The organism is Pseudomonas sp. B21-035, from assembly GCF_024748945.1.
Lineage (GTDB): Bacteria > Pseudomonadota > Gammaproteobacteria > Pseudomonadales > Pseudomonadaceae > Aquipseudomonas.
In genome coordinates this window covers 2119301-2139402 of the sequence record NZ_CP087179.1, presented here as the reverse complement: position 1 = coordinate 2139402, position 20102 = coordinate 2119301, and the positions used below count along the sequence as shown (strand labels likewise).

At 61.4% G+C, this 20102-nt stretch carries 23 protein-coding genes and 1 tRNA gene; 16 read left to right on the top strand and 8 right to left on the bottom strand.

Annotation, left to right across the window (positions count from 1 at the left end):
* The gene (locus LOY22_RS09830; RefSeq protein ID WP_258597253.1) at window positions 1–1737 is read right to left on the bottom strand and encodes an FAD-binding protein; all 1737 of its coding nucleotides are present in this window, start codon (window positions 1735–1737) and stop codon (window positions 1–3) included.
* Between the two features lie 257 nt (window positions 1738–1994).
* Here LOY22_RS09830 and LOY22_RS09825 point away from each other — a divergent pair, with 257 nt between their 5' ends.
* The 3 genes from LOY22_RS09825 (at window position 1995) to LOY22_RS09815 (ending at window position 5450) form a co-directional block, all read left to right on the top strand.
* Window positions 1995–3572 (top strand): DUF1302 domain-containing protein, encoded by a 1578-nt coding sequence (locus LOY22_RS09825; RefSeq protein WP_258597251.1) that lies wholly within the window; start codon window positions 1995–1997, stop codon window positions 3570–3572.
* Window positions 3573–3595: 23 nt separating this feature from the next.
* Window positions 3596–4975 (top strand): DUF1329 domain-containing protein, encoded by a 1380-nt coding sequence (locus tag LOY22_RS09820; RefSeq protein WP_093384833.1) that lies wholly within the window; start codon window positions 3596–3598, stop codon window positions 4973–4975.
* A gap of 139 nt (window positions 4976–5114) precedes the next feature.
* On the top strand, window positions 5115–5450 hold the full coding sequence (locus tag LOY22_RS09815) for a hypothetical protein (RefSeq protein ID WP_143013296.1): 336 nt from the start codon (window positions 5115–5117) through the stop codon (window positions 5448–5450).
* Here the strand turns inward: LOY22_RS09815 and LOY22_RS09810 are convergent.
* From LOY22_RS09810 to LOY22_RS09800, 3 genes are all read right to left on the bottom strand, one after another.
* Window positions 5447–5779 (bottom strand): hypothetical protein, encoded by a 333-nt coding sequence (locus tag LOY22_RS09810; RefSeq protein ID WP_045201648.1) that lies wholly within the window; start codon window positions 5777–5779, stop codon window positions 5447–5449. The genes LOY22_RS09815 and LOY22_RS09810 overlap by 4 nt on opposite strands.
* An 80-nt stretch (window positions 5780–5859) precedes the next feature.
* Window positions 5860–6324, bottom strand: coding sequence for a hypothetical protein (locus LOY22_RS09805; protein ID WP_052676574.1), 465 nt, complete (start codon window positions 6322–6324; stop codon window positions 5860–5862).
* 55 nt (window positions 6325–6379) lie between these two features.
* Complete coding sequence (locus tag LOY22_RS09800; protein WP_258597247.1) at window positions 6380–7378, bottom strand: hypothetical protein; 999 nt, start codon at window positions 7376–7378, stop codon at window positions 6380–6382.
* 307 nt (window positions 7379–7685) lie between these two features.
* Between LOY22_RS09800 and LOY22_RS09795 the strand changes: the two genes are divergently transcribed.
* Window positions 7686–10118: a membrane-bound PQQ-dependent dehydrogenase, glucose/quinate/shikimate family gene (locus LOY22_RS09795; RefSeq protein ID WP_258597245.1), complete on the top strand. Its 2433-nt coding sequence runs from the start codon at window positions 7686–7688 to the stop codon at window positions 10116–10118.
* A 95-nt stretch (window positions 10119–10213) separates the two neighbouring features.
* Here the strand turns inward: LOY22_RS09795 and LOY22_RS09790 are convergent, their stop codons facing one another.
* Both LOY22_RS09790 and LOY22_RS09785 read right to left on the bottom strand, forming a co-directional pair.
* Window positions 10214–10894 carry a hypothetical protein gene (locus LOY22_RS09790; RefSeq protein ID WP_258597243.1) on the bottom strand — a complete coding sequence of 227 codons (681 nt, stop codon included), beginning with the start codon at window positions 10892–10894 and terminating at the stop codon, window positions 10214–10216.
* A 35-nt stretch (window positions 10895–10929) separates the two neighbouring features.
* Entirely contained in the window at window positions 10930–11112 is a 183-nt protein-coding gene (locus LOY22_RS09785) for a hypothetical protein (protein WP_045201655.1), read from the bottom strand.
* A 120-nt stretch (window positions 11113–11232) separates the two neighbouring features.
* Between LOY22_RS09785 and LOY22_RS09780 the strand changes: the two genes are divergently transcribed.
* Genes LOY22_RS09780 through LOY22_RS09770 form a run of 3 tightly spaced genes read left to right on the top strand, consistent with a single transcriptional unit; the run spans window position 11233 to window position 12714 of the window.
* Window positions 11233–11889, top strand: coding sequence for a histidine phosphatase family protein (locus LOY22_RS09780; RefSeq protein ID WP_213601851.1), 657 nt, complete (start codon window positions 11233–11235; stop codon window positions 11887–11889).
* A 35-nt stretch (window positions 11890–11924) separates the two neighbouring features.
* Complete coding sequence (locus LOY22_RS09775; RefSeq protein WP_213601853.1) at window positions 11925–12179, top strand: helix-hairpin-helix domain-containing protein; 255 nt, start codon at window positions 11925–11927, stop codon at window positions 12177–12179.
* 58 nt (window positions 12180–12237) lie between these two features.
* The gene (locus tag LOY22_RS09770) at window positions 12238–12714 is read left to right on the top strand and encodes a GNAT family N-acetyltransferase (protein ID WP_258597242.1); all 477 of its coding nucleotides are present in this window, start codon (window positions 12238–12240) and stop codon (window positions 12712–12714) included.
* Window positions 12715–12743: 29 nt separating this feature from the next.
* On the opposite strand, the gene LOY22_RS09765 is transcribed toward LOY22_RS09770, so the two are convergent.
* Window positions 12744–13139, bottom strand: a complete 396-nt coding sequence (locus LOY22_RS09765; RefSeq protein ID WP_258597241.1) for an SMI1/KNR4 family protein — start codon at window positions 13137–13139, stop codon at window positions 12744–12746.
* Between the two features lie 194 nt (window positions 13140–13333).
* Here LOY22_RS09765 and LOY22_RS09760 point away from each other — a divergent pair, with 194 nt between their 5' ends.
* Complete coding sequence (locus LOY22_RS09760; protein ID WP_093384870.1) at window positions 13334–13585, top strand: hypothetical protein; 252 nt, start codon at window positions 13334–13336, stop codon at window positions 13583–13585.
* A gap of 496 nt (window positions 13586–14081) precedes the next feature.
* Here LOY22_RS09760 and LOY22_RS09755 read toward each other — a convergent pair.
* Window positions 14082–14169 (bottom strand) — tRNA-Ser (locus LOY22_RS09755).
* A 121-nt stretch (window positions 14170–14290) separates the two neighbouring features.
* Here LOY22_RS09755 and LOY22_RS09750 point away from each other — a divergent pair.
* From LOY22_RS09750 to LOY22_RS09715, 8 genes are all read left to right on the top strand, one after another.
* Complete coding sequence (locus LOY22_RS09750) at window positions 14291–14962, top strand: Bax inhibitor-1/YccA family protein (protein WP_045201416.1); 672 nt, start codon at window positions 14291–14293, stop codon at window positions 14960–14962.
* A gap of 170 nt (window positions 14963–15132) precedes the next feature.
* Window positions 15133–16512: a nucleobase:cation symporter-2 family protein gene (locus LOY22_RS09745; protein WP_038996017.1), complete on the top strand. Its 1380-nt coding sequence runs from the start codon at window positions 15133–15135 to the stop codon at window positions 16510–16512.
* A 93-nt stretch (window positions 16513–16605) separates the two neighbouring features.
* Window positions 16606–16998 (top strand): sulfurtransferase complex subunit TusD, encoded by a 393-nt coding sequence (gene tusD, locus LOY22_RS09740; RefSeq protein ID WP_258597239.1) that lies wholly within the window; start codon window positions 16606–16608, stop codon window positions 16996–16998.
* A 1-nt stretch (window position 16999) separates the two neighbouring features.
* Window positions 17000–17359 (top strand): sulfurtransferase complex subunit TusC, encoded by a 360-nt coding sequence (gene tusC, locus LOY22_RS09735; RefSeq protein ID WP_045201413.1) that lies wholly within the window; start codon window positions 17000–17002, stop codon window positions 17357–17359.
* Window positions 17359–17658 carry a sulfurtransferase complex subunit TusB gene (gene tusB / locus LOY22_RS09730; protein ID WP_258597237.1) on the top strand — a complete coding sequence of 100 codons (300 nt, stop codon included), beginning with the start codon at window positions 17359–17361 and terminating at the stop codon, window positions 17656–17658. The genes tusC and tusB overlap by 1 nt, the downstream gene beginning before the upstream one ends.
* Complete coding sequence (locus LOY22_RS09725) at window positions 17655–17990, top strand: TusE/DsrC/DsvC family sulfur relay protein (protein ID WP_258597235.1); 336 nt, start codon at window positions 17655–17657, stop codon at window positions 17988–17990. The genes tusB and LOY22_RS09725 overlap by 4 nt, the downstream gene beginning before the upstream one ends.
* Window positions 17987–18979, top strand: a complete 993-nt coding sequence (locus LOY22_RS09720; RefSeq protein ID WP_195883512.1) for a glycosyl transferase family protein — start codon at window positions 17987–17989, stop codon at window positions 18977–18979. The genes LOY22_RS09725 and LOY22_RS09720 overlap by 4 nt, the downstream gene beginning before the upstream one ends.
* 101 nt (window positions 18980–19080) lie before the next feature.
* Window positions 19081–20049, top strand: a complete 969-nt coding sequence (locus LOY22_RS09715) for a glutathione S-transferase family protein (RefSeq protein ID WP_258597233.1) — start codon at window positions 19081–19083, stop codon at window positions 20047–20049.
* Window positions 20050–20102 lie beyond the last annotated feature (53 nt).

Genomic DNA, 20102 nt, shown 5'->3' with positions numbered 1-20102 from the left:
TCAAGAAACCAGCGCCGCCTGGGCCTGGTGATTACTGGCTAACGCGCCGATATGGTTGGCGGCCAGGTAGCCGAAGGTCATGGCCGGGCCGAGGGTCGACCCCGCCCCCGGATAGGTACGGCCCATCATCGATGCGGCGCTGTTGCCAATGGCATACAGGCCGAGGATCGGCTGGCCGTCCTCGTGCAGCACCCGCGCATGCACATCGGTGAGCAAGCCGCCCTTGGTGCCGATATCGCCGGCATCGACCCGCACCGCATAGAACGGTGCCTGCAGCAACGGCGCCAGGCACGGGTTGGGCTGCACACCGGGGTCGCCGTAATAGCGGTCGAACAACGACTCGCCCTTGGCAAAATCTTCGTCGCGACCCAGGCTGGCCATGGCATTGAAGCGTTGCACGGTACGCGCCAGCCCTGCGGCATCGACCCCGATGCTGGTCGCCAGGGCTTCAAGACTGTTGGCCTTGTGGAAGTAGTCGCGCAGGTGCCGGGGCAACTGCCAGTCGCGCTGGGCATAGCCCGGCAACAGCGCGCCACAGGGGTATTTACGCCGGAAGCTGGCGTCGAAGACCATCCAGCACGGCACGCTGCTGGCGCCTTCGCGGTTGTTGGCGTACATGGCGTAGACGATGTCGGTGTACGGCGCCGCTTCGTTGACGAAGCGCTGGCCCGCGGCATTGACCAGCACGCAGCCGGGCAAGGTGCGTTCGACAAACAGCGCGCGCTGCTTCTCTTCGCCCTGCACATGGGTGGTCGGCGCCCACCAGCTGTGTTCCATCAGCGCGGTGCGCGCGCCCACGGCCTGGCCGGCGCGAATGCCGTCGCCGGTGTTGTGCGGCGGCGTCGCGCTCCAGCGCGCTTGCGAGGGCTGCGGGTGATACTGGTCGCGCATCGCCTGGTTACGCTCGAAGCCGCCGGCGGCGATGATCACCCCGTGACGCGCCTTGATCCTCACCAGCTTGCCGTCGCGGCGCACCTGGGCGCCGCCGATGCGCCCGTCGACGATCAGCAGTTGCTCCAGCGCGCAGTCGAGCCACAGCGGCACCTCACGGTCGAGCAACGAGCAGCGCAAGGCGCCGACCAGGGCGTTGCCCAGAGTCAGGAAGCGATCACGTTTCGACAGCTTGCGGCCCGTGCGGTCGCGCCAGTAGCGCCACATCACCCGCAAGGTCAGGCGCAGCCAGCCCTTGCCGCGACACAGCAGCACCTGGGCTTCTTTCATGGTCATGGCCATGCGACCCATCATCAGCGTGCCCGGTGACGGCGCGCGCATCTTAAGGAACTCGTCGCCCAGTTGCGCCGCGTCGAACGGCAAGGGGTCCATGGAGCGGTAGCCAGGCTTGCCGCCCGGTACTTCGGGGTAGTAGTCGGCATAGTGCGGCTGCGCCTCGAAGCGCACCCGCGAGTGTTGTGCGAGGTATTCGAGCATGCGCCGGCCCTGCTCGACGTAGGTTTCGATGCGCCCGTCATCGATCTCGCCCTGGGTGACGGCCTCGAGGTAAGCGATAGCTTCCTCGGCCGAGTCGTGCCCGCCCAGGGCGCTGATGCGCGGGTTGTTGGGGATCCACACACCACCGCCGGACACCGCCGAGGTACCGCCGTATTCGCTACTTTTTTCGATCACCAGGGCCTTGAGCCCCAGGTCATGGACGCGCAGGGCGGCGGTCATGCCGCCGGCCCCCGAACCGATCACCAGCACGTCGCAACAGTGGTCCCAGTCGATCCCGGCTTCGTTCATGTGCTCACCTTGTAAAGGGCAATGGACAACAGGCCGCGCCGGCGGTCGGCCGGGGGCATTGGTCATTGATTGTTCGATGCCCGGCACGGGCCAACATCGTCCGATGGGACTAGCGCCAGCGTCCGGCGCACGTGGCGGCATCGCTTAGTCCGCTTGGACGATGTTGCGCCGCCAAGGGGATTCCATAGTCGCCTCCAGCTTCACCTCCCACCTTGAATACAGCGGTCGGGCAGGTCTGACCGCGGCATGAGGACGACATGATAAAAACAACAATCGCCCCACCTTCACTCAATACCTGCGTGCGCCTGGGGATGCTGATGCTGGCCGGCGGCCTGGGCACCCCGGCCAGCGCCCTGACCTTTCAGGCCAACGATGACCTGAGCATCGACTGGGACACCACCCTCACCTACAGCCTGGCCTGGCGTACCGAGGGCCGCGACCACAAGCTGGTGGCCAACGCCGACGGCAACGATGGCGACAACGCCTTTGACCGCGGCAGCCTGATCAACAACCGCGTTGGCTTTCTCACCGAGGCCAACCTCAAGTGGCAGGACAACTACGGCCTGTTCGTGCGCGCAGCCGGCTTCTACGACAACGTCTACGACCAGGGCAACGACAACAACAGCGGTGCCTCCAACTGCCTGGCCAGCGGCAACTGCCGGCGCGCCGACCGCTTCTCCCAGGACACCATCGACCAGCACCGCGACGACCTGCGCCTGCTCGACGCCTATGCCTACGGCAGCTGGGACGTTAGCGGCCACAACCTCAACCTGCGGGTCGGCGATCAGGTGGTGAGCTGGGGTGAAAGCCTGTTCTACCCGGGCATCTCTGCGGCCCAGAGCCCGGTCGATGCGACCAAGGCCACCACCCCCGGGGTCGAGGTCAAGGAAGTGCTGCTGCCGGTCGGCCAGGTGTTCGGCCAGTTCAGCCTGACCGAGGCCCTGGAGCTGCAAGCCTACTACCAGTACAAGTGGGAGAAGACCGACCTGTTCGGGGTCGGCAGCTATTTTTCCAGCACCGACCTGATCGACCGCGGCGGTTTCAGCGACGCCTCAGGCTTCGTTACCCGCCTCAAGGACGACGAGCCCAGTGACAGCGGCCAGTACGGCGCGGCCCTGCGCTACACCGCCGAGTCGCTGAACAACACCGAGTTCGGCCTCTACTACTCGCGCTACCACGACAAGAACCCGTCGCTGGACTTCCAGACCGACCTGGGCCACTACCGCGTGCGCTACTTCGACAACATCGACCAGTACGGCGCAAGCTTCGGTACCGTGCTCGGCGACACCAGCATCGCCGGTGAGGTCAGCTACCGCGACGGCGCACCGGTGATGGTCGACAACGGTTTCTCAAGCCCGGTGCGGGCGCAGACCCTGCAGGCCCAGGTGTCGATGATCCACGTGGTCGGCCCGACCGCCTTTGCCGACAACACCACCCTGGTCGGCGAGCTGGTCTACAACACCGTGCTCGACAACGACGCCTCGACCCCGCTGACCCTGGCCCCCGGCCTGACCCTGCCGGGCACCGACAGCCTGGTGCTGGACCGCGACGCCTGGGGCTACACGGTACAGGCGACCTTCGACTACAACGACGTGTTCAGCGGCTGGGACATGTCGGTACCGGTCACCTACAGCAGCGCCGCCCAGCACGACAGCGCCCTGACCGGCTCGATCAATGCCGGGCAAGGCGATGAGCGCGCAAGCATCGGCACCACCTGGCGCTACCTCGGCAACTTCACCGTCGAAGCGCTCTACAACGCCTACCTGGGTAACGCCAACAACTCGCCCCTGGCCGACCGCGACAACGTCGCCCTCAACTTCAAGTACCGCTTCTGAAGCCCCTGATGGAGGAGCACCGCATGTCTACTCTCACGCATCCCTGGTTGCGCACCACCCTGGCGGCCGCCCTGCTCGGCGCAAGCCTGGCCCACGCCAATGTCAGCAATAACGATGCCGCGCGCCTGGGCCAGGACCTGACCCCGGTCGGCGCCGAGCGCGCCGGCAACGCCGATGGCAGTATTCCGGCCTGGACCGGCAAATGGCGCGGGCTGCCGCCGCATCTGAAATTCGCCGGCCCAGGCACGCCCTACCCCGACCCATACGCCGACGAAAAACCGCTGTTCACCATCACCGCGCAGAACGTCGAGCAATACGCCGCCAACCTCACCGACGGCCAGAAGGCGCTGTTCAAGCGCTACCCCAACTCGTTCAAGATCCCGGTCTACCCCAGCCATCGGGACTTCAGGGTCGACCAGGCCAGCGAAGATGCGCTCAAGCGCAACGCACTGAACGCCACCCTCAGCGCCGACGGCAACGATGCCCTCAACGCCTTCGGCGCCTCGCCGTTCCCGATCCCGAAGAACGGCAACGAGCTGATCCTCAACCACAACATGCAGGCACGGGCGGTCACCGAAGAGGCCAACTACCAGCAGGTGGTGGTGTATGCCGACAACAACAAGGCCCTGGAGAAGGTCAACTACAAGATCTACTCGCTGTGGTCCGACCCCAAGCAGAGCGCGCAAAGCGTCAACGGCGTGTTCACCGACTTTTTGCTCACCACCCTTGAGCCGGTGCGCAAGAAAGGCGAGATCATCGTCGGCCACGAATTCATCAACGCCGCCGCCCAGCCGCGCCAGGCCTGGCAATACACCCCGGGCCAGCGCCGGGTACGCCGGGCGCCGACCGTGGGCTACGATTCGCCCACCGGTGCCGGCGGCTTTCGCGTCTACGATGAAGACCGCCTGTTCAACGGTGCCACCGACCGCTACGACTGGAGCATCGTCGGCAAGAAGGAAATCTACATCCCCTACAACAACTACAAGATCGACAGCCCCGAGGTGAACACCGCGCAGATCCTCTCTACCAGCGGCCATATCAACCCGGAGCTGATGCGCTATGAAAAACACCGGGTGTGGGTGCTGCAGGCAACCCTCAAGCCATCCGCCCGGCACATCTATGCCAAGCGCCTGATCTACATCGATGAAGACAGCTGGGCGGCTACCCTGGCCGACAACTTCGACGCCCGTGGCCAGCTGTGGCGCACCAACATGCAGACCTCGGTGTATGCCTATGAGATCCAGCGCTTCCACGCGCGCCTGGGGATCTATCACGACCTGATCGCCGGCTCCTACCTGGTCGATCGCCTGCTCGACGAGCAAAAGCCGGCCAAGCTCAACGCCAGCAACTTTGCCGCCGACGAGTTCACCCCCGGCAACCTGCGCAAGCTCGGTACCCGCTGAGCCCCAGGCACGCCGCCCTGCTCCCGAGCGCTGCGCTCGGGAGCAGGCGTTTTCGCCGCTGGCGAAGTACAATGGCCGCCGTACTGCCCGCGCATCCCCGCGCGCGGCCCCGCCTTTGAACGATCAATGGATGATCCTGGTGAAACCCCTCAAGAACCGTTTTCTCGCCATCGCCATGCAGGTGGAGCTCAACCTCAGCATCTGGACCGGCGGCCTCTACATGATCTGGGTGCTGTTCGACCGTGATGCGACGCGATACTTCGAGACCTACGCAGTGTTTGCCATCGTCAGCCTCTGCCTGTTCTTCTTCACCGCGCTGTTCGTGCGCTGCCCGGAATGCAACACCTCCATGCACCACCTGTACAAGCCGGGTGAAGGGCTGTTGATGCACCGCGGCTTCCTGCCCCACGAGGTCTTTACCCAGAAGCTGATCGAGTGCCCCAAGTGCAACCAGGTGGTGAAGTTTCGCGATTAGCGCAGGCTGATAACGATTTTGCGCGCAAGCATGCCCACCAACATACCGGCGAGGGTCAGCAGCACATCGGCGCTGAACTTTGCCGAGTAGTCAGGCGCATAAATACGGTCATGGCTGTAGAAGGTCGGGCCGGTGTTGAACAGCGCGTGGTAGCCATTGGGAAAGAACGCCACCGCGCACAGCACCACGATCAAGCCCAGGGTCCAGGCGCCGGTGCCGTCGTAGGACTGGCTACGAAACCAGAGCAGAATCCAGGTGAGCACGGCAGCGAGCAGCGGCGTCCAGAACTGCGAAGTGAGGGCGTTGTAGAATTCAATCGGGAAGTACATGGCGTTGCTGAGTCCTTTCAATGACACGGTGGGTAAAGCGCGGCGAATTCTATCACGGCAGTCTGGTTTACTCAGTGCTCTCAACTAAACCAGAAAAATGAAACCACTCCCGCTATCAGGCACACCCACACTATCGACGTCACCCTGGACGCAGCTTCGCTGCGACGACTTAGTTGTTGATCCAGAACTGCCCGGTTCGATTTTCTCTCTCCTTTCTCCCCGAGCTGAAGGTAATCACTCAGCGCATAAATGATCCTGGAGAAATTTTTATGGTGCCGATGATTGCCAGGAAGGTTCGCCCCGACCTTCAAGGACGACTCGATTCTTACAACGCAAACGCCCGGCTCCAGATCATCAACTACGATGGTCACCCGTTCGCCCCAGGAAAACGCCGACATGCCCGCCGACACATCGATTCTGCCGATGAACATGTCGACGTGCGTGGCTTGCAGCCCCAGGTTCGGCAGGACTTCGCCTAGCGCTTCGAGCACGACTTCTTTGGGAAACGGAAATTTTTGCTCGGTGGCCTGTGATCCACTGCCCATACGATTGCTCCCGTGCGCCATTCATTTGTGGCTCTGCGTGATACAGGAGGTTAGATCATCGAGCATCGACCTGCGGTGCAAAACTGACCTTTTGCAGTCGGTCCAGCCCTACCCCGTAGTAGAACGAAAACGGCCGCCCGGCCTGATACGCGTAGTCGCCACACATCTCGCGCAGGCCCTGGCGCCCGGCGTCGGCCATATCAAAGGGCTGGTAGGGGTGCTCGCCGAGTGATCCGAACTCAATGGTCAGCCAGGTCGAGCGAAACTTGCCGTAGGACATCTGGCTTCCCATGCTGACCTTCAGCCCTCCCGCCTCGAGGCGCTCGCGCAAGTCACGGTCGTCAAAGTACAGGCTGGCAGGCACGCGCAGGGTCATCTTGTCGTGGGTGAGAATGTCCATGCCGCCTTCCAGTTGCGCGCTATCGGCCTTGAAGCCGGTAATGACGAACGGCAAGGCGCTCTGCACGAAACTGTCGAGCTGGCAGCTCACCTCGGCCTTGACCGTGCGGCTACCGGCAAAGGCATGGCGCCGCTCGCTGTCGCTGATGCGGGTATCGAGGCTCGTTTCGTAGGGCAAGTCGAACCACAGCGGTATGACCTTGCGCCCCATCGCGACGACGTTGGCAGGCGCCGGGCCGATTTCCCTCCCCGCTGCATTCAGGCGCTTGGCCTGACTGTAGTCCAGCTGCAATTGCACGCTGGAGACCACCGCCTTGCGCGCCTGCAGGATGGTATCGAACTGGCCGGCCAGGGCCTGGCGTTGCGCGGCGCTCAGGGCAGGCTCAGGGCCGCGCAGCACAAGGGTGTCACTGTGCTGGGGATCGAGTTCGATCTGCAGCCGTTGCGTATCGATGTGCTGGGTGGCCAACAGCTGCTCGACGGCCTGGCGGTAAACCTCGTGCACTTGCCCGGCGTCACCGCGAGGATGGGCACCGCCCTGGAACTGCAACTGTGCCAGCACCACCCTGGGCTCCTTGAACAAGGCCACAGCGAGCAGTGCACACAACCCGATACCCGCACCCACCATCAGCTTCCCTGCCGCACTTCGACTCATTACAAGCCTGCTCCTTGACCAAGACATCCGCAGTACACCTGCGGGCGCGGATGATAACCGCCATTAGCGCTTATTGCTTGTGCGGCAAACGCCATTGTTACTGTTTCACCAATAAAGCTTCTCAGCCCCGGGCGTTTATCCGCAAACACCCTCGGCCTAAACTGAAATCAGTTTCCAGGCCAAGCCCCTGCCCCGCTTCCCAGCTGACCAGCGCTGCCCATCAGGCGTTGATGCTGCCAACTTAATTCCCCCTGAGCCTTGCGCACTGCGTGCGTGCAATGCCTATGACTAACGGAACGTATAAACAATGACGGATGCCCCTCGAACGCAAACCCGGAAGTTTGCCACGACCGCGAGCGTGCTGTTTTCCCTGCTGGTTCTAGTGATATCGCTGGCGTTGCTATATGGCGGCCTCAAGCTGGTGATACTGGGAGGATCAACTTATTACTTGATCGCCGGCCTTGCCTACTTACTGCTGGCGGCACTGTTTTTCTGGCGCAAACGCAGTGGCATTACCCTTTCCGTGATTATCGCCCTTGCAACCTGTGCCTGGGCATTTTACGAAGTGGGCCAGTTTAGTTACTGGCAACTGCTGCCGCGCCTGGTGGTTCCGGCAATTATCCTGACCCTGAGCCTGTGGGTCGGTGCTGCGTTCCCAGGTACCTCTGCGAACACTAGGCGCCTGGCCAACGGCAGCGGTTTTGTCGTGTTTGCGGCGCTGATCGCAACCTTCGTTGCTGCGTTCTATCCGCACGGCGCGATCTCCAACCCGGTCGCCAGCAGCGGTGCGCCCGCGCCCAAAGCGCCCGCCTCCGCACCCGAAAACTGGGAGTTCTTTGGCCGCAGTGCATCCGGCACGCGCTTTGCGCCGTTCAGCCAGATCACCGCAGACAACGTCAAGGACCTGCAAGTGGCGTGGATCTACCGCACCGGCCGCAGGACCACCGGCAATGGCGCCGGTGTCGACGAAAACACCCCGCTGCAGATCGGCAACGTGCTGTATTCGTGCACCCCGGAAAACCTGATCACCGCCCTCGACGGCGACAGCGGCAAGCCGATCTGGAAATTCGACCCGCACGCCAGCAGTGCAGAGCACGTCACCTGCCGCGGCGTGGGCTATTACGACATCGACAAGGACGACAGCCTGAGCACTGAGGTCAAAGCCTCCTACAACGCTCAGCAACAATGCCGTCAGCGCATTCTGGTGTCGTCTGTCGATGCGCGCTTGTTTGCCCTCGATGCGCACACCGGCAGCCTGTGCCCGAACTTTGGCGACAACGGCTTCGTCGACCTGAAAAAAGGCATGGGCCCGACCGAGAACAGCAAGCGCTATCACCCGACCTCCCTGCCGGTGGTCATGGGCCACCTCACTGTGGTCGGTGGCTGGGTCCGCGACATCGTCGGCAAAGAACCTTCCGGCGCGGTGCGGGCCTTTGACGTACTCACCGGTGCGCTGGTGTGGGCCTGGGATATCGGCGCGCCTGAGGATGCGGATACCACCGCCGCCGATCACGCCTTCACGCTGGAAACCCCTAACGTCTGGACCGTTCCGACTTTCGACAAGGAACTGAACCTGGTCTACCTGCCAACCGGCAACGGCCCGCCCGACTATTGGGGTGGCGACCGCAACCAGGCCAAGGAGAAGTACGGCTCGGCCGTGGTTGCCGTCGATGCCTCGACCGGCAAAGCGAAATGGGTTTACCAGACCGTTCACCACGACGTGTGGGACTACGACCTGCCATCGCAGCCGGTGCTGTACGACATCAAGAATGCCCAGGGCGAAAAAACCCCGGTGCTGATCCAGACCAGTAAAACCGGCAACATCTTCGTACTGGACCGCCGCACCGGCCAGCCGGTTACCGAAGTGCAGGAGCGCCCGGTGCCGACTGCACCGGCTGCAGAAGGCGAGCACCTGGCGCCCACCCAACCGCACTCGGTGGGCATGCCGGTGATTGGTGCCGAGCCACTGACTGAAAAGTCCATGTGGGGCGTGAGCACCTTCGACCAACTGTACTGCCGCATCATGTTCAAGGACTCCGTCTACGTCGGCCCCTTTACCCCGCCAACCGAAAAACCCTACATCGAATGGCCGGGCCTGTTGGGCGGCATGAACTGGGGTGGTATTTCCATCGACGAAAACACCGGCATGATGTTCGTCAACGACATGCGCGTGCCACTGCGCATGGCCCTGGTCACCAAGGAAAACACCAAGAAGTTCAAAGTCTCGACCGATGAAGTGCCTGGCTTCATGGGCACCATTCGCCCACAAGTTGCCGGCATCTATGGCGGGGTGAAAATCGATATTCTGCAATCCCCCCTGGGCGTACCGTGCAACAGCCCGCCGTTCGGCAGCATGAGCGCCATCGACCTGAATACCCAGAAACTGGTCTGGCAAGTGCCGCTGGGCACTGTCCAGGACACCGGCCCACTGGGGATCAAAACCCACCTGCCGATCCCGCTGGGCATGCCGACCCTTGGCGGCCCGACCTCAACGGCGTCCGGCCTGGTGTTCTTTGCCGGCACCCAGGATTACTACCTGCGCGCGCTCGATTCGGCCACCGGTAAAGAAGTGTGGAAAGCCCGCCTGCCGGTCGGTGCTGTAGCAGCGCCGTTGATCTACCAGTCGCCGGCCACCGGCCGGCAATATGTGGTGATCTCGGCGGGCGGCATGAGCCATTCGCCGGATGTTGGCGACTACATCATTGCTTATGCGTTGCCGGAGGGAACGGGGAAGCAATAAGTTGCTTAGCGCCACGTAAAAATAATCCCCGGTATTCGGGGATTGTTTTTTTGAGGGGTTCATTTGAGCGGCTGTTTGAACCGCCCCGCTACAGATCACGCAAATTCCCAATCCCGCTCCAGATACTCAACCTCGGCAGGTAACAGCTCACGCAACAGCGCCAGGCACTGTTCGAACATCGCTATGTCGGGCAGGCGCAGTTCGAAGCCGATGGACAGGTTACTGATATGCGGGACCAGGATCCGGCGCTTGCGGTCGATGGTCAGGTAGCGATATTGCTCCCACCCGGGGCCATGTTCATGTTTCGCACAGGCTTCGGGCGAAGGCGGCACCATCTCGCGAGTGAACAGGATATAAGCGATAAACAGCGGCGTCAGCAACAGCCACCAGGTGCCGGTTGCGACCGCCAGCCAGAGCATCAACAGCGCCTCGATTACCACAACCACGACGATGGTGGTCCTGGCGGCGCGATCGGAGCACACGTACTTGCTGATGGTTATGCCGTCGCGGGTGAGCTGGAATGAAAGGTGGGTTCTGACCGTTAATAACAGCAGCATCAGGACGTACATCATCGCGCATAGCCCGTAGACCCACTTGTCGGCGCCCAGCCAACTGAACATACCGGCCGCCCCGAGCACTGCGATGGTCATCGCCAGGATGCCATTGCGCAGGTCCCTGGGCGCAATCAGGCGCGCCTTGATCGACCAGTTCATCAATGTATAGGGCGGGTTTGCTGCAGGGCGTTCAGCGGGGTCGGTCGGTTGTGGGTTTTGCACGGATATCCTTATCTTCGAATGCTGTCGCGGCTCACTCAAGCCCGTCGACGTCTCGAATAGAATTCGATCGCAACCAGTACGATGCCGGGTATTAACAAGCCCAGACCGGTGTAAGCAAATGCAGGTTGCCCGGATAACCCCACGGCAATGAAGCCCGAGCCCATGGCAATCAGTGGCGCGCCGGCCAGGATGAAAGGCTTTTTGCTTGGGTTGCTCATGTCAAACCTCCTTGTTTTATGGCTGCATGGCAGTCAGCCATGATGCACCATCTTAAACCAGATTGCCGTTATGCTGCGCAACAGGACAATCAACACTCACGTTGAAAAGACAGGTCGTCAATGAAGCACATCAAGCTGATTCGCCACGGCGAAAGCGCTGCCAACGCAGGCCAAGCCAGTCGCGATCATGCGAGCATTGCCCTTACTCAAAAGGGAATCGAACAAGCGCAGCGGGTGGCCCATTCGTTCACCCAGGCGCCGCAATTAATTGTTGCCTCGCCATTCTTCCGAGCCCAAGCGACCGCCAAGGCAACGGCCACCGCCTTCCCTGCCGTGCCGCTCGAAACCTGGGCTGTGCAAGAGTTCACCTACCTTGAACCTGCGCGCTGTACCGACACGACAGTGGCCCAACGTCGCAACTGGGTTGAAGCGTACTGGGCCAGATCGGACCCGGCATTCAGGGATGGTGCCGGAGCAGAGTCGTTTCTGGACTTCGTGGCTCGGGCGAAGGCATTCCTGGAACAACTTGCCGCACATCCTGCCCAGGACATTGCAGTGTTCTCCCATGGGCAGTTCATCAATGCTGTTGCCTGGTTACTTGAGTACACGCCAGATACACTGGATGGCCGGGCAATGACACAATGGCGGGCGTATGAAATTGCCAACCACGTGCCCAATTGTTATGGCTACGCGTTGTGCTGGAATTCGGACGATGCGAAGTTTCGGGCACAGGTCTGTGCATCGACTCAAGCCAAGTTGCGGTGTTTCTATACCTGAACATACCCCAGACTACCCAGAAAAGGATTTCGCAAATGCCCTTCTTACCGAACGAACGCGCTGCATTGCTCGCCCTCAAGGGCGTCGGCCCAACTGTCATTACCCGGCTCGAACAGATGGGGATTGAATCGCTGGCAGAACTGGGCAAGGCGGATGTCAGTGACATACTGGCTCAGGCCTCAGCGGCACTGGGCTCGACCTGCTGGAAGAACAGCCCGCAAGCGCGAGCAGCGATTACTGCTGCTGTTGAGCTTGCGAAAGGGGCTGCTAGTTTCAAGCCCGCCGGCTAGATTGGTTGGCCTGCGCGAGTGCAAACCCGCGCATCAAACATTGCGGAAAAGGCAAAGCATGGACCTGCAATTCAAGCGACTCTGTGAAATCAGCAGCGCCGACATCATTGAGCTCAACAACAACTCGCGGGTCTTGCGCCACATGCCTTTGGGCCGCCCCGACTTTGACGAAGCCAAATGCGCAGCGTGGGTCGCCGAGAAAGAGTCGCAGTGGCAGGTTAATGGCTATGGCCCGTGGGCTTTCTTGGTGAATCAGAAGTTTGCCGGCTGGGGTGGTCTGCAGTTAACCGAGGATGATGCGGACCTGGCGCTGGTTTTACATCCAGATTACTGGGGCCATGGCAGAGCGATTTTTGCTGAAATCCTTCGGCGAGCCTTTGAGGAGATTGGGCTGGAATCGGTTACCGTTTTGCTTGCGCCTAGCAGAACGCGGGTCAAGGGGATGCTTTGGTTAGGGTTTCAGCCGGATGGGGAAGTTTGTTTGGATGGCGTGCGCTTTGTTCGCTATCGGCTTCTCGCCAACGCTCGCGCTTGAATAGGACAAAGGTTACGGCGGACTCGCCGCTAATCCAACATGTCCCACAAGTACTCCTGAAAACTGGCGGCAACTACATGCGCCTGCCCATCGAGCGGATCAATCTCGACTACCTCCCAGGCGTTGTCGGTATCAAAGCCTGCGCAGTAGCCCTGCATGTCATCGCCGAACAACAGAATCCCGTCCAGCGCAGTGGCGCTTTGAGCATCGTAAATTTCATCCGGTGCCAGCAGACCGTCATACAAAATGAACAGCGGCTGCTCCGCACCTACCGCTCCGCTTCCGAATTCCTTCAGGAAGGCGCTGTAGTCCGAAGGAAGAGACGGATAGCATTCGATCAGGTGGGCAAGCATTGATGAGGCAACAGGCTGGAGTTTGCTTAGCATGTTGCTGTGCGGGGAATTGTTTTTTAAGTCTTGGAACATCTACTCATCGCCTGGCAAAAATACGAATTCAGCCCATCCTAGCGAGTCCGGGGTGATGCTGCGAGGCAAATCGTTCCCTTCTAGCGATGATCGGCCAGTTGCCTTCAGTGGTAGCGTTAGGCGATTCACGCCGCTTTCAAGAAAAGACTTGGAACTGTTCAGCGATCGCTCCGCCCGGACGAGACAAGCGTTGAATGCTGGGTCAATTCAACTACCTCACAGGCGATAATCTTGCACAGGCCTTGCTGTTGATCAACGCAGTGTTTCAGCAGTGGCGCACACAGTATCCACAGCAGACATTGATCGCAGTAGCGTCGACCGACGAATCGGGCGCAGCCGTTAAGTTTTACTTATCAAGAACAGAACAATCGTGGCTGGCTGGTGACATCGAAGGCTTTATTCAGCCCGTTCTGGTGACAGACTCGAGGCAGTTGCCATTCCGGTAAACTCACATTCCAAGGTACCGCCAAAACCATCTGCCGGATGCCCGCCAGCGCCTTATCATTTTCCGTTCGTAGCGGGCATAAAGGCACCCACGAAGAAAACGCTCGCAGGTCCGATAAGCCAACTGACGGTGGTTCCTGGACTGACAATTGGCACAGCGATAGTGACTGTAATCAGAGCTATGCCCATCCATAGCCGCCTACGCGGTGTGAGCCACTCTCGAAGCTGCTGCAGCCTTTGGCGCATGACCGCTCTCCCGCCTAGAAGGAAGCGAAGCATATTACCCACTTCAACGAAGCGCGCCACCCCGGCTAGGTTGGTCTAAACGAAACGGACATGATTTCGGAGAAGGGGGCGCGCACACAGAAGGCAAAATAGTGAACGTCTTCGAAGCGATTCCAAGCCGAATTGGAAGCGATATTCCCAAGCGTGTTCCCGAGGCCCTATTTTTCGACCCTCAGAAACGCAAAAAGCCCTGAATAATCAGGGCTTTGAAGATGGCGGAAGCGTAGAGATTCGAACTCTAGGATAGTTGCCCATCGACGGTTTTCAAGACCGTTGCCTTAAACCACTCGGCCACGCTTCCTCGTATTGCGGGCGCCATAATACCGAAATGAAACAAGCTGTCAAACTCTCTATGTGGCTGCTTTGCGCGGCTCTGTTATGATCTTTGCATCTGAACGTTTCAAACCCACAGGAGTGTCGCCATGCGCGAACAGGATTACGCCGTCAATCACGGCCAGCAGGTCGAGCAGCAGGAGGTCAGCCGCGTCCTGCGTAACACATACGGGTTGCTGGCTATCACCCTCGCCTTCAGTGGCGTCATGGCCTACGTGGCGCAGCAGATGCGCGTCGGCTACCCGAACATTTTCGTGGTGCTGATCGGCTTCTATGGCCTGTTCTTCCTCACCAACAAGCTGCGTGATTCGGTCTGGGGCCTGGTGTCTACCTTCGCCCTCACCGGCTTCATGGGCTTTTTGCTCGGCCCTATCCTCAACCGTTACCTGGGTATGGCCGGTGGCGCCGAGGTGGTCAGCTCGGCATTTGCCATGACCGCCCTGGTGTTCGGTGGTCTGTCGGCCTATGTGCTGATCTCCCGCAAGGACATGAGCTTCCTCAGCGGCTTCATCACTGCAGGCTTCTTCGTTCTGCTGGGTGCCGTGGTTGCCAGCTTCTTCTTCCAGATCAGCGGCCTGCAACTGGCGATCAGCGCCGGTTTCGTGCTGTTCTCGTCGGTATGCATCCTGTTCCAGACCAGCGCGATCATCCACGGTGGCGAGCGTAACTACATCATGGCGACCATCAGCCTGTATGTATCGATCTACAACCTGTTCGTCAGCCTGCTGCAGCTGTTCGGCCTGATGGGTCGCGATGACTGATTGGTTGTTGGTGTGATGTTTTAAGAGAAAGCCCGCTTCGGCGGGCTTTTTTGTGGCCGGGGTTTGCCAAGGCTTTGCCTTGCATCGCTGGCAAAGCCAGCTCCCGCACTACCGTAAACGAGTGCGGCCCCGTAGAATGCGCTCCTTTTTTCTTCCGGGGCAGCACTCCCATGAGTTCAATCGAGCAAGGACCCGGCGCACCCGCGCAGGCCAATGAACTGGTCCTCGGCCTTGAAGACCGGCCGCGGCCGTTGATTGCGATGCTGGCGGCATTGCAGCATCTGCTGGCGATCATTGTGCCGATCGTCACCCCTGGCCTGCTGATCTGCCAGGCGCTGGGGGTTTCGGCCCGTGATACCAACCTGATTGTGTCGATGTCGCTGGTGATTTCGGGGATCGCTACCTTCGTGCAGTGCCGCCGCTTCGGGCCGTTCGGCGCCGGGCTGTTGATTGTGCAGGGCACCAGTTTCAACTTTGTCGGGCCGTTGATCGCCGGTGGCGCGCTGATGGTCAAGCAAGGCACGCCGGTTGAAGGCGTGATGGCGGCGATTTTTGGTGTGGTGATTGCCGGTTCGTTCGTGGAAATGGGCATTTCGCGCATTCTGCCGTTCGTCAAACGCCTGATCACTCCGCTGGTGACCGGGATCGTCGTGCTGATGATCGGCCTGACCCTGATCAAGGTCGGCCTGATCAGCATGGGTGGCGGCTTTGCGGCGATGAGCAACGGTACCTTTGCCAATGGCGAGAACCTGCTGCTGTCGGGCGTGGTGCTGGCGATCATCGTCATTCTCAACCGTATTCCGGTGGTGTGGATGCGCAGCTGCGCCATCGTTATCGCCCTGGCCGTGGGCTATGCCCTGGCCGGCTACCTGGGCCGCCTGAATTTCACCGGCATGCACGAAGCCGCGCTGTTCCAGGTGCCGGTACCCCTGCATTTCGGCCTGGGCTTCTCTTGGGCGCTGTTTATTCCGATGCTGGTGATTTACCTGGTTACATCGCTGGAAGCCATTGGTGATGTGACCGCGACCAGCAAGGTCTCGCGCCAGCCGGTGGAAGGCCCGCTGTGGATGCAGCGGATCAAGGGCGGGGTGCTGGTCAACGGCGCCAACTCGTTGCTGGCCGGGGTGTTCAATACCTTCCCGAGCTCGATCTTTGCCCAGAACAATGGCGTGATTCAGCTGACCGGCATTGCCAGCCGCCATATTGGCGTATGGATTGCGGCGATGCTGGTGATTCTTGGCCTGTTCCCGAGCGTGGCCGGGGTGATCCAGGCGGTGCCGGAGCCGGTGCTCGGGGGGGCGGCGATGGTGATGTTCGGCGCGGTGGCGGCTTCGGGAATCAATATCCTTGCCAGCATCAGCCTGGACCGTCGCGCGCTGCTGATCATTGCCGTGTCGCTGGCGCTGGGCCTGGGCGTGGCGCAGGTGCCGGAGTTCCTCGCGCATATGCCGTCGGCGCTGCGTAATGTGCTGGAGTCGGGGGTGGCCACCGGGGGGATTTGTGCCCTGGTGCTGAACTGGTTCTTGCCGGAGCCTAAAGACAAGGCCTGAGATTGAGGTTGCCCCCATCGTGGGTCAAGCCCGCTCCAACAGGAGCGGGCTTTTTGCTTTATCATTCCCGCAGATTTGCTGAAAGAGCCTTCCATGAAGTTCGCCATTGCGGTTTTTTCTCCGGCCCATGCGCCCTCCTCGCGCCGCGCCCTGCGTTTTGCCCAGGCGGCGGTTGCCGGCGGGCATGAGATTGTCCGGCTGTTTTTCTATCAAGACGGTGTGCACAGCGCCTCGGGCAATGTCGTGGCGCCCCAGGATGAACTGGACCTGCCCGCCGAGTGGCGCGCTTTTGTCAGCGCGCAGCAGCTCGATGCCGTGGTGTGTATCGCCGCCGCCCTGCGCCGTGGCGTGCTCAACGCCGAGGAAGCCCAGCGCTACCAGCGCCCGGCGGTCAACCTGCCGGCGCCGTGGGAGTTGTCGGGGCTGGGCCAGTTGCATGAAGCGGCGCAAGGCGCCGATCGGCTGATGTGCTTTGGAGGCGATTGAAATGGCCAAGTCCTTGCTGATTATCAGCCGCCAGGCACCCTGGGCCGGGCCGTCCGCCCGCGAGGCGCTGGATATCGCCCTGGCCGGCGGTGCCTTCGATTTGCCGCTGGGCATGCTGTTTCTCGATGATGGCGTGTTCCAGCTCGCCCCCGGCCAACAACCGGCCCAGCTGCAGCAGAAGAACCTGGCGGCCAACCTGCAGGCCCTGCCGATGTTTGGCGTCGAGGAACTGTTTGCCGCCGCTAGCTGCCTGCAAGAGCGCGGCCTTGCTGCCGATGCCCTGAGCCTGCCAGTGCAGGTGCTGGATGACGCCGCGCTTGCGGCGTTGATCGACCGTTTCGACCAGGTGGTGACCCTCTGATGAGCACCTTGCACGTGATTTCCCACTCGCCATTTGGCGATAACCGCCTGAGCAGCTGCCTGCGCCTGCTCGGCAGCGCCGACGGCCTGTTGCTGTGCGGTGATGCGGTGTATGCCCTGCAACCCGGCAGCGCGCCGCTGCGCAGCCTGCAGGCGAGCCAGCTGGACGGGCGCCTGTTCGCCCTGGACGAAGACCTGCAAGCCCGTGCCATCGCCGTCAGCGAGCTGGCCAAGGCCATCGACTACCCGGCCTTCGTCGAGCTGTCGCTGCACTATGACAAGGTCAACAGCTGGCTATGAGTACCCTGACTGTCGGCGAGCGCAACATCGCCCTGGATAAAGACGGCTACCTGCTCGAGCTGGGTGATTGGTCCGAAGAGGTCGCCAGCGCCCTCGCCGCCCATGAAGAGCTTGAGCTGACCGCCGAACACTGGGAAGTGCTGAACCTGTTGCGCGACTTCTACCAGGAGTTCGAGCTGTCGCCGGCCACCCGCCCGCTGATCAAGTACACCGCGCTCAAGCTGGGCGCGGACAAAGGCAACAGCCTGCACCTGAACCGCCTGTTCAAGGGCACCCCCGCCAAACTCGCCGCGAAACTTGCGGGCCTGCCGAAGCCGACCAATTGCATATGACCGAACACAGCCCGTTGATCACCGAAACCCCGGCCGAACACCCGTTTGCCCAGTTCGTGCGCATCCTTGGCAAGGGCAAGCGCGGCGCCCGTGGCCTGAGCCGCGAGGAAGCCCGCGAGGCCATGGGCATGCTGCTCGATGGCAAGGTCGAGGAAACCCAGCTCGGCGCCTTTCTGATGCTGCTGCGCCACAAGGAAGAAAGCCCCGAAGAGCTGGCTGGCTTCACTGAGGCCCTGCGCCAGCGCCTGCAAGCGCCGCCGATTGAGGTTGATCTCGACTGGCCAAGTTACGCCGGCAAAAAACGCCACCTGCCCTGGTACCTGCTGGCTGCCAAGTGCCTGGCGGCCAATGGCGTGCGCATCCTCCTGCACGGCGGCGGCGCGCACACCGCCGGGCGGCTGTACACCGAGCAAGTGCTGGCGCTGCTGCAGATTCCGCTGTGCCGGGACTGGAATGCAGTGTCTGAAGCGCTGGACAGCCACAAGCTTGCGTTCATCCCGCTGCAAGACTGGGCCCCGCGCCTGCAACGGATGATTGACCTGCGCAACACCCTGGGCCTGCGTTCGCCGATTCACTCCCTGGCCCGGGTGCTCAACCCGTTGAACGCCCGCTGCGGCCTGCAGAGCATCTTCCACCCCGGCTACCAGGCAGTGCACCGCGAAGCCAGCCGCCTGCTCGGCGATACGGCAATCGTGGTCAAGGGTGATGGCGGCGAGATCGAGATCAACCCGGACACCAGCAGCCACCTGTATGGCACCGCCAATGGCATCGACTGGGATGAGGAATGGCCGGCCCTGGCCGCCCAGCGTCATGTCAAACCGGCGAGCCTGGAGCCCGAGCAGTTGCTGGCCGTGTGGCGCGGTGATGAGCAGAATAGCTATGGCGAACTGGCCGTGGTCGCAACCATGGCCCTGGCCTTGCGCGGCCTGGGTCATTGCCGCGAGGAAGCCTTCGCCCAGGCCCAACGCTATTGGGATCAGCGCAACTGATCGACTGAGCCGATCAAACAGGCCCGGACTTTGCGCTATTCGTTCGAACCCAGCTCCGTACACTGGGTTCTATATCAGAACGAATCGCCAAGGAGCTCAGCATGGGCCTGTTGATCGACGGACGCTGGCACGACCAGTGGTATGAAAGCAGCAAAGACGGCGCCTTCCAGCGCGAAAGCGCGCAGCGGCGCAACGCCCTGCCCGGCGCCGAAGCCGGGCGTTATCACCTGTACGTGTCGCTGGCTTGCCCCTGGGCCCACCGCACCCTGATCTTTCGCAAGCTCAAGGGCCTTGAGAGCCTGATCGATGTATCGGTGGTCAGTTGGCTGATGGCCGAGCATGGCTGGACTTTTGACCAGAACAAGGGCTCGACCGGCGACAAGCTTGAGCACCTGGATTTCCTGCACCAGCGCTACACCCGCGACGACCCACACTACAGCGGCCGGGTCACGGTGCCGGTGCTGTGGGACAAACACGAGCAGCGCATCGTCAACAACGAATCGGCAGAGATCATCCGCATCTTCAACTCGGCGTTCGACGAGCTGACCGGCAATCGCCTGGACCTGTATCCCGAACCCTTGCGCGAGCAGATCGGCGCACTCAACGAACGGATTTACCCGGCGATCAACAACGGCGTATACCGGGCAGGCTTCGCTACTTCGCAGGCGGCCTACGAGCAGGCCTTTGACGAGGTGTTTGCCGAGCTGGATCATCTGGAGCGGCTGCTGGGCACCCAGCGCTATCTGGCCGGGGAATACCTGACCGAGGCCGACTGGAGGCTGTTCACCACGCTGATTCGCTTTGACGCGGTGTACCACGGGCACTTCAAGTGCAACCTGCGGTGCATTGCCGATTACCCGAACCTGTCGAACTGGCTACGGGAGCTGTACCAGTGGCCGGGGATCGCCGAGACGGTGAATTTCGAGCATATCCAGAAGCATTACTACATGAGCCACAAGACCATCAATCCAAACGGGATTGTGCCCAAGGGGCCGTTGCAGGATTTTGAGCTGGGGCATGACCGGGAGCGGCTGGTGGGGCGAGGGATTTGGCGCAAGGCCGGGGAATAAGGGTGGATTCATCGCGGGGCAAGTCGAGGCGTCGCACCGCCGCTCCCACAAAA

Bases quoted from the DNA above. Each gene is read 5' to 3' on its own strand.
- LOY22_RS09785 (WP_045201655.1), bottom strand. From the start codon at position 11,112: ATGAGCAACCCAAGCAAAAAGCCTTTCATCCTGGCCGGCGCGCCACTG.
- LOY22_RS09820 (WP_093384833.1), top strand. From the start codon at position 3,596: ATGTCTACTCTCACGCATCCCTGGTTGCGCACCACCCTGGCGGCCGCC.
- LOY22_RS09720 (WP_195883512.1), top strand. From the start codon at position 17,987: ATGACCGAACACAGCCCGTTGATCACCGAAACCCCGGCCGAACACCCG.
- LOY22_RS09760 (WP_093384870.1), top strand. From the start codon at position 13,334: ATGCTGGGTCAATTCAACTACCTCACAGGCGATAATCTTGCACAGGCC.
- tusB (WP_258597237.1), top strand. From the start codon at position 17,359: ATGAGCACCTTGCACGTGATTTCCCACTCGCCATTTGGCGATAACCGC.
- LOY22_RS09725 (WP_258597235.1), top strand. From the start codon at position 17,655: ATGAGTACCCTGACTGTCGGCGAGCGCAACATCGCCCTGGATAAAGAC.
- tusD (WP_258597239.1), top strand. From the start codon at position 16,606: ATGAAGTTCGCCATTGCGGTTTTTTCTCCGGCCCATGCGCCCTCCTCG.
- LOY22_RS09775 (WP_213601853.1), top strand. From the start codon at position 11,925: ATGCCCTTCTTACCGAACGAACGCGCTGCATTGCTCGCCCTCAAGGGC.
- LOY22_RS09795 (WP_258597245.1), top strand. From the start codon at position 7,686: ATGACGGATGCCCCTCGAACGCAAACCCGGAAGTTTGCCACGACCGCG.
- LOY22_RS09715 (WP_258597233.1), top strand. From the start codon at position 19,081: ATGGGCCTGTTGATCGACGGACGCTGGCACGACCAGTGGTATGAAAGC.
- LOY22_RS09800 (WP_258597247.1), bottom strand. From the start codon at position 7,378: ATGAGTCGAAGTGCGGCAGGGAAGCTGATGGTGGGTGCGGGTATCGGG.
- LOY22_RS09745 (WP_038996017.1), top strand. From the start codon at position 15,133: ATGAGTTCAATCGAGCAAGGACCCGGCGCACCCGCGCAGGCCAATGAA.
- LOY22_RS09805 (WP_052676574.1), bottom strand. From the start codon at position 6,324: ATGGGCAGTGGATCACAGGCCACCGAGCAAAAATTTCCGTTTCCCAAA.
- LOY22_RS09810 (WP_045201648.1), bottom strand. From the start codon at position 5,779: ATGTACTTCCCGATTGAATTCTACAACGCCCTCACTTCGCAGTTCTGG.
- tusC (WP_045201413.1), top strand. From the start codon at position 17,000: ATGGCCAAGTCCTTGCTGATTATCAGCCGCCAGGCACCCTGGGCCGGG.
- LOY22_RS09765 (WP_258597241.1), bottom strand. From the start codon at position 13,139: ATGTTCCAAGACTTAAAAAACAATTCCCCGCACAGCAACATGCTAAGC.
- LOY22_RS09825 (WP_258597251.1), top strand. From the start codon at position 1,995: ATGATAAAAACAACAATCGCCCCACCTTCACTCAATACCTGCGTGCGC.
- LOY22_RS09770 (WP_258597242.1), top strand. From the start codon at position 12,238: ATGGACCTGCAATTCAAGCGACTCTGTGAAATCAGCAGCGCCGACATC.
- LOY22_RS09750 (WP_045201416.1), top strand. From the start codon at position 14,291: ATGCGCGAACAGGATTACGCCGTCAATCACGGCCAGCAGGTCGAGCAG.
- LOY22_RS09830 (WP_258597253.1), bottom strand. From the start codon at position 1,737: ATGAACGAAGCCGGGATCGACTGGGACCACTGTTGCGACGTGCTGGTG.
- LOY22_RS09780 (WP_213601851.1), top strand. From the start codon at position 11,233: ATGAAGCACATCAAGCTGATTCGCCACGGCGAAAGCGCTGCCAACGCA.